The sequence below is a fragment of the Rodentibacter myodis genome (assembly GCF_001999305.1).
In the GTDB taxonomy this organism is placed as follows: domain Bacteria; phylum Pseudomonadota; class Gammaproteobacteria; order Enterobacterales; family Pasteurellaceae; genus Rodentibacter; species Rodentibacter myodis.
On the sequence record NZ_MLHQ01000001.1, the window covers coordinates 94,925 to 108,282 of the forward strand.

12 protein-coding genes and 1 pseudogene are annotated in these 13,358 nt (G+C 40.4%); 6 read left to right on the forward strand and 7 right to left on the reverse strand.

Annotated elements, in window-relative coordinates; all coding sequences use genetic code 11:
• Positions 1-20: 20 nt before the first annotated feature.
• From BKL49_RS00430 to ppdD, 4 genes are read right to left on the reverse strand one after another with little or no spacing between them, the layout of a single operon-like run.
• Positions 21-704 carry a prepilin peptidase gene (locus tag BKL49_RS00430; protein ID WP_077422677.1) on the reverse strand — a complete coding sequence of 228 codons (684 nt, stop codon included), beginning with the start codon at positions 702-704 and terminating at the stop codon, positions 21-23.
• Positions 701-1,921, reverse strand: coding sequence for a type II secretion system F family protein (locus tag BKL49_RS00435; RefSeq protein WP_077422678.1), 1,221 nt, complete (start codon positions 1,919-1,921; stop codon positions 701-703). The genes BKL49_RS00430 and BKL49_RS00435 overlap by 4 nt, the downstream gene beginning before the upstream one ends.
• Position 1,922: 1 nt before the next feature.
• Positions 1,923-3,314 (reverse strand): GspE/PulE family protein, encoded by a 1,392-nt coding sequence (locus BKL49_RS00440; RefSeq protein ID WP_077422679.1) that lies wholly within the window; start codon positions 3,312-3,314, stop codon positions 1,923-1,925.
• Complete coding sequence (gene ppdD, locus BKL49_RS00445) at positions 3,311-3,748, reverse strand: prepilin peptidase-dependent pilin (RefSeq protein ID WP_077422680.1); 438 nt, start codon at positions 3,746-3,748, stop codon at positions 3,311-3,313. The genes BKL49_RS00440 and ppdD overlap by 4 nt, the downstream gene beginning before the upstream one ends.
• 125 nt (positions 3,749-3,873) lie before the next feature.
• Between ppdD and ampD the strand changes: the two genes are divergently transcribed.
• The 6 genes and pseudogenes from ampD (at position 3,874) to tadA (ending at position 8,521) form a co-directional block, all read left to right on the forward strand.
• Positions 3,874-4,437: a 1,6-anhydro-N-acetylmuramyl-L-alanine amidase AmpD gene (gene ampD / locus BKL49_RS00450; protein ID WP_077422681.1), complete on the forward strand. Its 564-nt coding sequence runs from the start codon at positions 3,874-3,876 to the stop codon at positions 4,435-4,437.
• 507 nt (positions 4,438-4,944) lie between these two features.
• Positions 4,945-5,413 (forward strand): annotated as a pseudogene (rppH, locus tag BKL49_RS00455) (RNA pyrophosphohydrolase); the annotation flags it as partial.
• A gap of 121 nt (positions 5,414-5,534) precedes the next feature.
• The gene (locus BKL49_RS00460; protein WP_077422683.1) at positions 5,535-6,332 is read left to right on the forward strand and encodes a sulfite exporter TauE/SafE family protein; all 798 of its coding nucleotides are present in this window, start codon (positions 5,535-5,537) and stop codon (positions 6,330-6,332) included.
• A gap of 8 nt (positions 6,333-6,340) precedes the next feature.
• Positions 6,341-7,144 (forward strand): prolipoprotein diacylglyceryl transferase, encoded by an 804-nt coding sequence (gene lgt / locus BKL49_RS00465; protein ID WP_425271856.1) that lies wholly within the window; start codon positions 6,341-6,343, stop codon positions 7,142-7,144.
• A 9-nt stretch (positions 7,145-7,153) separates the two neighbouring features.
• Complete coding sequence (locus BKL49_RS00470; RefSeq protein ID WP_077422685.1) at positions 7,154-8,005, forward strand: thymidylate synthase; 852 nt, start codon at positions 7,154-7,156, stop codon at positions 8,003-8,005.
• Between the two features lie 9 nt (positions 8,006-8,014).
• Positions 8,015-8,521 (forward strand): tRNA adenosine(34) deaminase TadA, encoded by a 507-nt coding sequence (gene tadA, locus BKL49_RS00475; protein ID WP_143530781.1) that lies wholly within the window; start codon positions 8,015-8,017, stop codon positions 8,519-8,521.
• Positions 8,522-8,820: 299 nt separating this feature from the next.
• On the opposite strand, the gene trhP is transcribed toward tadA, so the two are convergent.
• The 3 genes from trhP to adk form a co-directional block, all read right to left on the reverse strand.
• The gene (gene trhP / locus BKL49_RS00480; protein ID WP_077422687.1) at positions 8,821-10,200 is read right to left on the reverse strand and encodes a prephenate-dependent tRNA uridine(34) hydroxylase TrhP; all 1,380 of its coding nucleotides are present in this window, start codon (positions 10,198-10,200) and stop codon (positions 8,821-8,823) included.
• 170 nt (positions 10,201-10,370) lie between these two features.
• Entirely contained in the window at positions 10,371-12,407 is a 2,037-nt protein-coding gene (locus BKL49_RS00485; protein WP_077422688.1) for a hypothetical protein, read from the reverse strand.
• A gap of 247 nt (positions 12,408-12,654) precedes the next feature.
• On the reverse strand, positions 12,655-13,299 hold the full coding sequence (gene adk / locus BKL49_RS00490) for an adenylate kinase (protein ID WP_077422689.1): 645 nt from the start codon (positions 13,297-13,299) through the stop codon (positions 12,655-12,657).
• Between the last annotated feature and the right edge of the window lie 59 nt (positions 13,300-13,358).

Sequence of the window (13,358 nt, forward strand, 5' to 3'; positions counted from 1 at the left end):
TTTCTGATTGAAAGCCGTTGTTAATAATTAAGCGAGAATACTACAAGAACTGCAAGGCATAAAAAAGGTGCGAAGGGTAAAAAGTTATCTTTTCTTTTGCTAAAAATCGCCAATAAAATTCCCAATGCACTGGCGATAAAAAGAAAGAGGGGAAGATCTTCCAACGGTAAGTAGCTGCCGATACCAAGGGCGAGCCAATAATCTCCCTGTCCGAACGCTTCTTTTTGGTAATACCATTTTGCGATCCAATAAATCCCATAAAAAATAAGGAAAAAAATCACCGCACTTTGCAAGCTTTGTTCTAAGGTCAAAGGGGAAAAGGATTGTGCTGCCCCGAATAAGCCGAATGCAAGCAGCCATAAACAAGGCGTGGGAGAAATCAGTTGATATTGCCAATCAAGGTAGGCGATAGCCCAGAGTAAGATAAGTATTCCTCCAAGCCACAAGGCAAAAAGTGGATTTTCCGCAAGCGCGGTGAGCAATGCACAAAGGAATCCTGTGATAAAAAAATAACGCAAAATATGACCGCACTTTTTTTGTTGAATTGTGGCAAAGTGCGGTTGAAATAAGGGGCGTTTTTTCGGGAATAATTCAATGTAATTGTTGTAAATATCTGCCTGTAGCCTTGTTATAAAACCTGAGATATAAAGCCACAACCCCACACCGAAAGTACCGCCCAATAAAAATGCCGCCAAGAGAATCATTGCACCACCGATCCCATATTAAAAATCGGTAAATACATTCCGGTCATAATAATGCCGATAAGGCTGCCGATAATCACCATCATTAAAGGTTCAAGCATTTGTGAAAGCAGATCAATTTGATGATTTAGTTTTTCTTGATAGTTCTCTGCAATATGTTGCAACATCAGCGCAAGTTTTCCACTTTTCTCGCCAATTTGTAACATTTGTTGGGCTTCCATTGGAAAGAGGTTACTGCTGACGCTGTTGGAAAAAGCATAACCTTGCGAAACCCATTGTAAAATTGACCGCACTTCGCTATCCAGCACGCAATCCGTTATCACCGTCTTTTGGGTTTGCCACGTTTGAGTGTGCGGTAGAAAACTCTCCAATGCTTGGTTAAGCGGTACGCCCGCTTGCAACATAATGTGTAAACTTTGGCTGAAATTGACTAAGCGGGAAAGCTGTTGAATATTGCCGAAAATAGGTGTTGCACTAATTATCCGTGCTTTTAATTGCTGAAACCAAGGAAAGTGCTTAAATTTGAAATGATAAAGCAATAAGAGTAGCGTGAATATGATCGTTACTTTTCCCATACTATTTTTAAGAAAATGGGACATTGCCAGCAATACACCGGTTAATGCCGGTAAATCCGTGTTATTGCCCTGATACATTTCGGCAAACTGTGGCACGATAAAGAGCAAAAGGGCGATTGTGAGCAATAGAGAAATTCCCAATACCATTGAGGGATAAAGCATAATTTTTTGCAATTTTCGTTGCAATGCTAATGATTGACTTCGTCGGGAGGCAATTTTGCCGCAAACAAGGGCTAATTTGCCCGTCATTTCCCCCACTTGAATTAATTGAATTTCTTGCCGGGTGAGGTATTTTCCCTGTTGTTCGATACTTTGTGAAAAGGAAAGTCCGCTTTCAATGCCTTGCAAAAGCTGTTCTAACCACGCGTTTAAAGCGAGTTGAGTACAATTCTGTTGTAAAATTTGTAAGCTATTTTTGAGAGGAATGGCTGATTGCAATAGCGTAGCAAGTTGATTTAATAGGGTGCTAATTTCTGTATTTTTTGGTTTCGTGTTCAGTTGCCAATTTTGTTGCAGTTTAATATTTGTCAAACCACGATTGATTAATTGAAATTGCGCCAGTTGTTGAGAATCCGCAATAATTGAACCTTTTTGCACTTGCTTTAGCGTGTTTTGTGCTTGATAGTAGAAAAGTTTTTTCGCCATATTATGCCACGCCTAAAACACGATAAATTTCCGCTTCATCCGTGATGCCTTGCTTCACCTTTTCCAATCCGCTTTGTCGGAGATCGACAAAATCTGTTTGGTAGCCATCTTGTTGCCAATGCAAAAATTGATATACCCCAATACGTCCAAGATAACCTTGATGACAATCACAAGAACTTGCAGAAAATTGACCGCACTTTTGACAACGTTTGCGCAACAGACGCTGTGCAATCACCAAAAGTAGGCTGCTTTCGATTTCGTGTTGTTTAATCCCAAGTTGTTGTAGGCGTGAAATGGCAGAAATGGCATCGTTGGTGTGTAATGTGGAAAGCACTAAATGCCCCGTTTGTGCGGCTCGTAATGCCATTGCGGCACTTTCTTCATCACGAATTTCCCCAAGCATAATAATGTCGGGATCTTGTCGTAAAAATGAACGCAATAAACGGCTAAAATCCAGCCCAATTTGTGGATTAATTTGACTTTGAATAATACCGTCTAATTCTATTTCGATAGGATCTTCTGCAGTCATAATGTGCTTGTCGGGAGTATTCAACCATTGAAGGGCGGTATAAAGTGAGATACTTTTTCCACTGCCGGTCGGGCCGGTCACCAAAATAAGCCCTTGTGGTTGACTTAATGCCTGTTGAAAGGCGTGCTGTTGGGATTCTGTCATTCCTAATTCGGCAAAACTCAGTTCTATCGGCTTATTTTGTTGCACACGAAGCACGACTTTTTCACCCCAATGGGTAGGCAATGTGGATAAACGGAAATCAAGCACATCGGAGAAGGTGGTTTTAAATTGAAAACGTCCGTCTTGCGGCAGTCGGGTTTCACTAATATCCAATTTGGCAAGCAATTTTAAACGTGAAATAAGACGGTTAGACAAGTTTTTACTGAGCGGCACTTGAGGTTGTAACACACCATCAATTCGGAACCGCACTTGAAAACTGTGTTGCAATGTTTCTAAATGAATGTCCGAGGCATTTTTTTGCATTGCCGATTCAAAAATCTGATTGAGTAATTGAATCACCGGTTCATCATCATTTGCATCTTGCGCCTGTTCTTGATGATGATAAAAACTCATTTGCTCTTCCACCTGCAGTGTTTGCGGTGCAAGTTGTTGTAAAAGGGCTTTAAGTTGTGGGCTATCCAGTAAAACGGGTTCAACCAATTTCCCACTCATAAAAGCAATGGTTTCACAAGCGGAAAGGTTGGAAAGAGAATCAACGGCAAGCCATAAACGGTTTTCTTCTTCCCGCAAAGGAAGAGCAAAGTAGCGTAAGAAAAGGGCGTGTTGATGTTGGTTACGTTCCCACAAATCAGGCGGGATCACAAAGATCTCGCCATTTTGTGCCATCGCACGAGGTGTGTGAAGTAACGAATAATCCGTCATCTTGTACAGAATCCTGCCGGAAATAATGCACTGTCGCCGGTGCAGGCGGTTGTCCAATTAATGCCGCCGGCATTATCACCTGTTGCGGTTAAGGTATATTGTACGCCGTCTAATGTGCCGTTACCGACCACGGTAATCACGCCGGCATTGGTAGTGATACTTTTCACATAGCCTTTTGGCGTAGTAATATCGGTAGCAACTCCATTTGAACCGCTACTACAATTTGCGGCATTTCCTGTGCCATAAATGCAGAGTTCTACATCGGATTTAAAAGGAGATGCGGCTTGCAACAATTCAGACATAGCCGCCTTTTTTGTATAATTCTGATAAGAAGGAATTGCAATGGTGGCGAGAATTGCGATGATTGCAATCACAATCATTAACTCAATAAGCGTAAAGCCTTTTTTTAATTTTCGTTGAAATGTCAGTTTCATTGGTTTTCCTTTTTGTTAAATTTAGGGGAACAAATATGAACGCCGAGATTATGAAAAAAGGAAAAATATTTGTAAAAACAACCGCACTTTTTCTGCGAGCCATATCGCAAAAATAAGGAGAAAAAATGAAAAAACGGAAGAATATTGAATCGGGTTGGCTGCAAGATTGTCGTCAAATCCCTTCCCCTCATTTTGATAAACGCCCCGATCCGCAAGATATTTCGTTGTTGGTGATTCATTACATCAGCCTGCCACCGGAGCAATTTGGTGGTGGCTATGTTGATGATTTCTTCCAAGGCAAACTTGATCCTCACATTCACCCCTATTTTGAATCGATCTACCAAGTTCGTGTTTCGGCACATTGTTTCATCGATCGCGATGGCGTGATTACCCAATATGTGAATTTTAATGATCGGGCTTGGCACGCGGGTGTTTCAAGTTTTCAGGGGCGGGAAAAATGCAATGATTTTTCTATTGGTATTGAACTTGAGGGCAGTAACGAACAACCTTTCACGGAAGCCCAATATCAGGCATTACAACAACTTACGCAAAAGATCATAAAGGCTTATCCAAAAATCACCCAAGATCGTATTGTCGGCCACGCAGATATTGCCCCCGATCGTAAGATCGATCCCGGTCAATATTTTGATTGGAAACGTTATTTAAACAGCCTTCATTTTATTGGTTAAAAAATAAACACTGAATTTGAGGTGCTTATTCACACCTCAATTTTCTCAGGTTTGAATTTGTAACTTACTGAATTATAAAGCATTAAGTTTGCTTTAAAAATTGAATAAGGTCGTTTGAAAAAGTTATACCCTATTACTAATTTTCTCAGCCACAATTTTATCCACAGAAATATTGAATAACTCACAAGACTGATCAGATCTCTTTATCTTTCCTCTTCCTTTTTAAAAATAGAAGGTTTTTTGACCGCACTTTGTTTAAATAAAGTGCGGTTTAATTTTTAAAAGAATCTTTTTCACAAGATATTTACAAAATGAAATAACATAAGGTTAGAAAAGGATCTTCAAGATCTTTTACACAATATTATTGTGTATAACTTTAGGGTTAATCACAGTTTTATCCACAATGTAAAGAGGGCTGGGGGCTTTTGCCCCTCGGTTGATAAAAACCCTAATTTATGAAACAATCCGCAGATTATTTTTGTGTAAAAAATTTAAGGTAGAACGATCGTGCTCGATTTTGATGGCTACCGTCCAAATGTGGGTATTGTGATTTGCAATCGCAAAGGGCAGGTGCTTTGGGCGAAACGCTGCGGACAAAATTCTTGGCAGTTCCCGCAAGGCGGCATTAATGATAACGAAAGTGCCGAGCAAGCAATGTATCGCGAATTATACGAGGAAGTTGGCTTGCAACCAAAAGACGTGCGTATTTTATATGTATCAAAACATTGGCTACGCTATAAATTGCCAAAGCGTTTATTGCGTTATGACAGCAAGCCAATGTGTATCGGACAAAAACAACGATGGTTTTTATTACAGTTGGTTGCCGATGAAAAAAATATCAATATGAAAACCACCAAATCACCGGAGTTTGACGGTTGGCGTTGGGTGAGTTTTTGGTATCCCGTACGTCAAGTCGTGTCTTTTAAGAAGGAAGTGTATCGCCGTGCAATGAAAGAATTTGCCGGATTTTTATTTTCGGGTGAAAAAGAAAAATCTGTGGAATATTCGCCGGTGTATGAACCCAAATTTATCCCTTCCCGTAAATCTAATTATTCTAAATATTCCAAGCGTCAGTTTAATAATAAAGGGGGAAAATAATGCTGACTTTTATTGTTATTTGTTTATTTGTAGGTAGTCTTGCCGGTTTTCTTGCCGGACTTTTCGGTATCGGTGGCGGCTTAATTGTTGTCCCTGCATTGGTTTATTTATTACCTATGGTGGGTATTCCCGAATCCTTGTTAATGTCAACGGCACTTGGCACATCTTTTGCCAGTATTGTGATCACCGGTTTTTCTTCGGCACAACGCCATCATAAATTAGGCAATATTGTATGGGATGCGGTAAAAATTCTTGCCCCTGTGATTGTCATCACCGTATTTATCGGCGGATTATTTATCGGTAATTTAGATCGTGAAATTACGGCAAAATTATTCGCTTGTTTGGTGGTTTATTTAGCCGTGAAAATGGCGATGTCTGTTCGACCAAAATCTGCCGAATCATCTAAAACCCTTACCCCAACATCCTCAGTTATCGGTGGTGTAATCATTGGATTAATCTCAAGTGCGGCGGGTATCAGTGGCGGCGGGTTTATTGTGCCATTTTTAAATTCACGCGGTTTGGATATGAAAAAAGCCATCGGTTCTTCCGCTTTTTGCGGAATGTTACTTGGTATCTCCGGTATGTTGAGTTATATGGCGAGCGGCTGGGGAAATCCGAACTTACCTGATTATTCCTTAGGCTATATTTATTTACCGGCAGTATTCAGTATTACCGGCGCTTCATTTTTTACCTCTAAATTAGGGGCAACCATGACCGCTAAATTACCGGTTCCAACCTTGAAAAAAGGCTTTGCCTTATTACTCATTGTGATTGCCATTGATATGTTTCTACAATAAGGAAAATTATGAACCAGTATTTAATGCTTCCTCACTTTGATCCGACTATTTTCACCATTGGTGATAGCAATATCGGCTTGCGTTGGTACGGATTGATGTATTTGCTCGGCTTTGTGTTTGCCCGTTGGTTGGCAGTACGCCGTGCGAATCGCCCTAATAGCGGCTGGACGCTTGAACAAGTGGATACCTTACTTTTTAATAGTTTTATGGGGGTATTTTTAGGCGGTCGTATTGGGGATGTGTTCTTTTATAATTTTGATCATTTCTTACAAGATCCGCTTTATTTATTCCGCGTTTGGGAAGGCGGAATGTCTTTCCATGGCGGTTTACTTGGGGTGATTGTGGCAATGATCTGGACTTCCCGTTCCCAAAAACGAAGTTTCTGGCAAACCGCCGATTTTATGGCACCACTTATTCCTTTTGGCTTAGGATTAGGACGTATCGGTAACTTTATCAACCTCGAGCTTTGGGGCAGAGAAACCCAAGTGCCTTGGGCAATGATTTTCCCAACAGATCCACAATTATTACCACGCCACCCTTCACAACTTTACGAAGCTTTTTTAGAAGGGGTGGTGCTGTTTGCCATTCTTAATCTTTTTATCAAAAAACCACGTCCAATGGGATCGGTCGCCGGCTTATTTTTAATCGGCTATGGCGTGTTCCGTTTTATGGTGGAATATGTACGCGAACCCGAAGTGGAATCCTTCTTAGGCATTATGACACGTGGTCAGGCGTTATGCTTGCCAATGATCATTGGCGGCGGGCTTATTATGTTTTGGGCGTATTCACGCAAAAGTGCGGTTAAATCCTAAGGAGTTTTGATGAAACAATATCTTGATCTTTGTTGCCGTATTGTGGATGAAGGCGAATGGGTGGCAAATGAGCGTACCGGAAAACGGTGCTTAACCGTGATTAATGCGGATTTAGAATACGATGTGGCGAATAACCAATTTCCACTCATCACAACCCGTAAAAGCTATTGGAAAGCGGCGATTGCGGAATTTTTGGGCTATATTCGTGGCTATGATAATGCGGCAGATTTTCGTAAACTCGGTACCAAAACTTGGGATGCAAATGCAAATGAAAATGCCGCTTGGCTTGCAAACCCGCACCGCAAAGGCACTGACGATATGGGACGTGTGTATGGCGTTCAAGGGCGTGCTTGGCGCAAGCCGAACGGCGAGACGGTGGATCAACTGCGTAAAATTGTAAATAACCTTAGCAAAGGAATTGACGATCGTGGTGAAATAATGACCTTTTTCAACCCGGGGGAAATCGATCTTGGTTGCTTACGTCCTTGTATGCACACCCATACTTTCTCACTTGTGGGCGACACCCTTCATCTCACCAGTTATCAACGTTCCTGCGATGTGCCGTTAGGCTTAAATTTCAATCAAATCCAAGTGTTTACCTTCTTGGCATTAATGGCACAAATCACCGGCAAAAAAGCCGGAAAAGCCTTCCATAAAATTGTGAATGCACATATTTATGAAGATCAGCTGGAATTGATGCGTGATGTTCAACTAAAACGTGAACCTTTCCCACTGCCAAAACTTGAAATTAATCCGGATATTAAAACATTGGAAGATTTGGAAAGCTGGGTCACGATGGATGATTTCAAGGTGGTGGGCTACCAATCTCACGCACCGATCAAATATCCCTTCTCGGTTTAAGGCGGCAAAGTGCGGTCGGATTTAGACGAGAAATTTATGCGCCACGCCCTTGTGCTTGCAGATAAGGCGGAAGCCTTGGGCGAAATTCCCGTTGGGGCGGTGTTGGTAGATGAAGAAGGCAATATTGTTGGTGAGGGCTGGAATTTATCTATCATTCATCACGATCCCACTGCACACGCTGAAATTATGGCACTACGCAACGGCGCACAACACCGCCAAAATTATCGCCTGCTCAACACCACCCTTTATGTCACCCTTGAACCCTGCACAATGTGTGCAGGGGCGATTTTGCATAGTCGCATTAAACGCTTGGTATTCGGCGCTTCAGATTATAAGACCGGCGCAGTGGGTTCTCGCTTTCACTTCTTCGATGATTATAAAATGAACCACACGTTAGAAATCACAGCCGGCGTACTTGCGGAAGAATGTAGTCAAAAACTTAGTGCATTTTTCCAAAAACGACGTGAACAGAAGAAAAGGGAAAAAGTACAGCAAAGATTAAATGATAAAGAATAATCAGAAAATCTAATACGAAAATGACAAAAAAGTAAGGGAGAGGGCAAGTTCATTTTGAACTTTGCATGTTGTTTTAGATTATTCTCCTTTTGTAATATTTCTCATCTTATAAACATTCTAAACTTAAATTTCGTTTAATAGTTTGAATATCACTTTTTTATTTTTAGGGATAAAAAAAGCCCTTTCGAAAGGTGAAAGGGCAAAACATTTGGAGTCATACTATGAGTTGTTGAATTAACAAATCAGGTATGCGGTGTATTATAGTAATATTTAAAATAAATGCAACATTTTTTTTACAATTAATTGTGAGGATTGCGTGTGTTTGTATTAACGAGATTACGCATTAAGAGTGCATAGTCTAAATGAATGTCCTCCGGCACATCCAAGAACACAAAATGCCCGTCCCCGAGTGCAGCATCCACATTTTCATTTTTACGGTTTAACATTCTCTCAATTTTGAAATTGATGTTGCCTTGCGGCGTCATCATTTCTACGTTATCACCTAATAAAAATTTATTTTTAACGGTAACTTCCGCCATTCCCTGTTCATTACGTTTACCGGTAAATTCACCGACAAATTGCTGGCGATCGGAAATGGAGTAGCCATATTCATAGTTTTGATATTCATCGTGAGTATGGCGGCGTAAAAAGCCTTCCGTATAACCACGGTGTGCCAGTGATTCCAAAGTATCCATTAAACTTTCATCAAACGGTTTACCTGCTGCCGCATCATCAATGGCTTTACGATAAACTTGGGCGGTACGCGCGCAGTAGTAGAAAGATTTGGTTCTGCCTTCAATTTTTAAGGAATGGACACCAAGTGCGGTCAATTTTTCTACGTGCTGAACGGCACGTAAATCTTTTGAATTCATAAAATAAGTGCCGTGTTCGTCTTCAAATGCCGTCATTTGTTCATCCGGTTTTTGTGATTCGGTGTACAGGAATACTTTATCGGTAGCACTTCCCTCCCCCAATGTTGGCGCAACGTTTTTCACCTCGATTTGTTGGGCAGGATCGATTTTTGGCACGATATTTCCCACATCATCTGTGGTGCCTTCTTCCATTTTATATTCCCAACGGCAAGCATTGGTGCAAGTGCCTTGGTTTGGATCGCGTTTGTTGATGTAGCCGGAAAGCAGACAACGACCGGAATACGCCATACAAAGTGCGCCGTGTACGAAAATTTCCAATTCAATATCCGGTACTTGTTGGCGAATTTCTGCAATTTCTTCCAAAGAAAGTTCACGGGATAAAATCACACGGGTTAACCCCATTTGTTTCCAAAACTTCACGGTCGCCCAGTTTACGGCATTGGCTTGTACGGAGAGATGAATATCAATATCGGGAAAATGTTCACGCACCAGCATAATTAAACCGGGATCCGACATAATGAGGGCATCCGGTTTCATATCGATGACAGGTTGCAAATCTTTAATAAAGGTTTTTAATTTAGAATTGTGTGGCGCAATGTTGACGACCACATAGAATTTTTTGCCAAGGGCGTGGGCTTCATCAATGCCGATTTTTAAATTGGCGTGATTAAATTCATTGTTGCGTACGCGTAAACTATAACGCGGTTGACCGGCATAAACGGCATCAGCCCCATAAGCGAAAGCATAACGCATATTTTTTAAAGAGCCTGCCGGCGAAAGTAATTCGGGTTTGAATGAGGTTGTCATAATGTTCTCTTGTCTGATTTCAAGTCAGTAGTCTGCTTTCGGCAGACCGTGCAAAAGCCCCGTATTGTAGGCGGATTTCATTATTTGTAAAGGAAAAGTGCGGTCTAATTTTGGGGTATTTTTTAGGATGATTCTTGAAAAAACACCCGCTTGATTTGCGGGCATTTGCCCTATTCCGATATTTTGATTTGAGGCTCGTTTTCTTGTTTCATTAGGCTTTCTTGTTGTATATCTTCAAGGGTTCTGCCGTTAATTTGGTAGGTATTTTCATTTTTTTCGATTTTTAGAATGTAATTGTTTTCTTCTTCCGCAAAGAAAGGCAATAAATTCCCTTGTGGTTTAATGTTGTCTTTTAGGAACGTCCATAAGCCACTTGATTTTCTGATTTGTGCTGTTTTTTCATTCGGATCATCAATTAATTTTTTATCAAGGCTTATTTCCAGTGTTCCCTCGCTATTTTGCAATAAGGTGAATGATTCTTGGGTATTCGTTGGGGATTGATCTTCCGGCGTTTTACTAATAATGCCGTTGAGTTCAAGATTAATAGGATAACCTTTCGTTTCCGGAAGTGTATTCAAATGAAAAGCCAACTTGGCATTATCAACAATCAGATCTAAATCTTTCCATTTGTTCGCAGCATATTTTTCCTGTGTTTCTTTGGTTAAATAAGCAGCGCAAAGTACGGTGTGATAGCCGGAACAAAATGTGGAAGATAATGAAGATTGGCGATAATTCCCTTTTAAGGGTAGGCTAAACCTGAAGGATTCAAGTTGTGCCTGATTATCCGGTAGAGCAATTTTTTTCACATCCAGTGTAATATTTTGATTATATTGATCTTTTTCTAAGGATTCGTTTTTATCGCTAAATGTAAGCTGATCGAGCGTAAATGCGGCTAAATTAAAAGAATCCAGTGAGAAATCAATATTCGTATTACCAGAAAATTCTTTTGCCCACTTTTCTTTTAAATTCAGTAAATCTTTATTGTCTTTTTGTGGCGGTGCTTTCATTGTTAAGGTTTCTAAAAACAACGGCACGAAAGCTAATTCATTGGCAAGGTTGTAATCATTCAGTTGGATTGCCAGTTTTCCTTTTTTAGCTTCCCATTTTTGGTTTTCATCTTCCGGGGTTTGTTTAACATTTTCCACATTGAATTGGAAATGAAGATTGGCTTTTGTAAGATCCGTATTGATCAATTTCAATGCCACTTCCCCTTCTTTCAAATTGAAATAAGGTTTTTGATTTTTCGGCGCATTGACCGAAAGCACGGATAATTTTCCGTCAAAATAATCGTTTTTTGTCAAGATAGCGGTGAGCAAATGCACGCCGTCTTTAATATTTTGATTGTTGGCGTTGAGTTTTTTAAATTCGTTGTAAAAATTGACCGCACTTGGCACGCCTTGTTGGGTTAAGAAAAGGTTTAAACCGCCAAAAGTGGTTTGGTTTTCTTTAGTGGTGCGGTTTTTATTGGAAATACGCAAAATATCACTGCTGAATTTTGTCATTAAATCACGTTTTGCCGTGTTTTCATCACGTTTGGTGTTGAATTTATAGGTGGTATTTTTTAATTGAAGATGTGTATTTTCACCATTCAATAACGCCAATTCAGCATTTTCTGCAGTGACTTCAATATTCGTGATCTCATATTGATTATGATGGATGGGAACAAGGCGTGCTTTACCTTCCACCTTTTCCAATTTACTGTCGTTGTCGTAGTGAAAACCGCTCAAGTTGGCTTTCAATTCTACTTCATTATTGTTAAGCAGGTTTAAGGCAATCTCAATTTGTTGTGGTTTATTCGCAAAATCACGAAATTCCGTCAAAATATTCGATTGTAAATAATCCCCCACCGGTGAAAATTTACTGTTGATTGTATTTTTATCAATTGTAATGTTTAACGTTTTGTTTAATTGGCGAACAAATTGATCGGATAATTGGGATTCCGCCGTAATAAAGAAAGGCAGAGTGGTTAATTTGGTGGAAATAATTTCTGTGCTTTGTATGCTGCTGTCTTGCACTTTAAATATGAGTTCACGGCTAAAAAAGTTTTTATTGCTTTCCGTCACGCTCAACATCGCTTGGGTATCTAATGAATAAGGAAATTTTTGTAACACCTGATCCACTTTATGATTGGTATAAACCTGCGCCCCACCGGCAATCGCGACAAGAATAGCGGCAAGTGTTAAGGTGATTTTTTTTCTTTTCGTCATATTCTCTCCGAGCAATGTTTAAAATAAGCAAGAAAATGACCGCACTTTAAGTTGAATGTTCAATATGATGTCTCAATGTACAAAGGGAAAATAACCTGAATGGTAGAAATGCCACGCTTGGCGTTTTTTATATTAACCTATTGAAACTATTTGCATTTTAATAAGGACGCCAAGTGTGGCGTCCCTATGTTTACTTCATTGTACAAATGCTACAGAACATCAAAGTGCGGTCAAATTTTAAGACATTTTAGCCTAAGATTTTGTTCAATTCTTGGCTTACTTCTTCTACTTTTTGTGTGCCGTCTAAGCGGAAATATTGCGTATTGCCTGCTTTGGCTTCTGCTTGATAATAATCCACTAATGGTTGGGTTTGTTTGTGATATACCGCTAAACGATCTAACACGGTTTCCGGTTTATCGTCTGCACGGATGATTAAATCTTCGCCGGTGACATCATCTTTGCCTTCCACTTTTGGTGGATTGTAAACAATGTGGTAGGAACGTCCTGAAGCTTGGTGTACTCGGCGACCGCTCATTCGTTCAACGATCACTTCATCGGGTACGTCAAATTCTAAAACATAGTCAATTTTTACACCGGAATCTTTTAAGGCATCCGCCTGAGGAATGGTGCGAGGGAAGCCGTCCAGTAAGAAACCGTTGGCACAATCAGGCTGTGCAATGCGATCTTTCACCAATGCAACGGTAAGTTCGTCCGGTACGAGTTTTCCTTCGTCCATTAAGGCTTTGGCTTGTTTGCCAAGTTCTGTTCCCGCTTTGATGGCGGCACGGAACATATCGCCCGTTGAAATTTGCGGAATGCCGAATTTGTTCATAATAAATTGTGCTTGCGTGCCTTTGCCTGCGCCCGGTGCGCCTAAAAGAATAATTTTCATAGAAATCTCCATTAATCAATCGATGTAAATAAAGGTGGTAAGATACTGATAAAGCCAAG

Coding starts and splice junctions, on each gene's coding strand:
- BKL49_RS00485 (WP_077422688.1), bottom strand. CDS start 12,407: ATGACGAAAAGAAAAAAAATCACCTTAACACTTGCCGCTATTCTTGTC.
- BKL49_RS00435 (WP_077422678.1), bottom strand. CDS start 1,921: ATGGCGAAAAAACTTTTCTACTATCAAGCACAAAACACGCTAAAGCAA.
- BKL49_RS00460 (WP_077422683.1), top strand. CDS start 5,535: ATGCTGACTTTTATTGTTATTTGTTTATTTGTAGGTAGTCTTGCCGGT.
- ppdD (WP_077422680.1), bottom strand. CDS start 3,748: ATGAAACTGACATTTCAACGAAAATTAAAAAAAGGCTTTACGCTTATT.
- trhP (WP_077422687.1), bottom strand. CDS start 10,200: ATGACAACCTCATTCAAACCCGAATTACTTTCGCCGGCAGGCTCTTTA.
- lgt (WP_425271856.1), top strand. CDS start 6,341: ATGAACCAGTATTTAATGCTTCCTCACTTTGATCCGACTATTTTCACC.
- ampD (WP_077422681.1), top strand. CDS start 3,874: ATGAAAAAACGGAAGAATATTGAATCGGGTTGGCTGCAAGATTGTCGT.
- BKL49_RS00430 (WP_077422677.1), bottom strand. CDS start 704: ATGATTCTCTTGGCGGCATTTTTATTGGGCGGTACTTTCGGTGTGGGG.
- BKL49_RS00470 (WP_077422685.1), top strand. CDS start 7,154: ATGAAACAATATCTTGATCTTTGTTGCCGTATTGTGGATGAAGGCGAA.
- adk (WP_077422689.1), bottom strand. CDS start 13,299: ATGAAAATTATTCTTTTAGGCGCACCGGGCGCAGGCAAAGGCACGCAA.
- BKL49_RS00440 (WP_077422679.1), bottom strand. CDS start 3,314: ATGACGGATTATTCGTTACTTCACACACCTCGTGCGATGGCACAAAAT.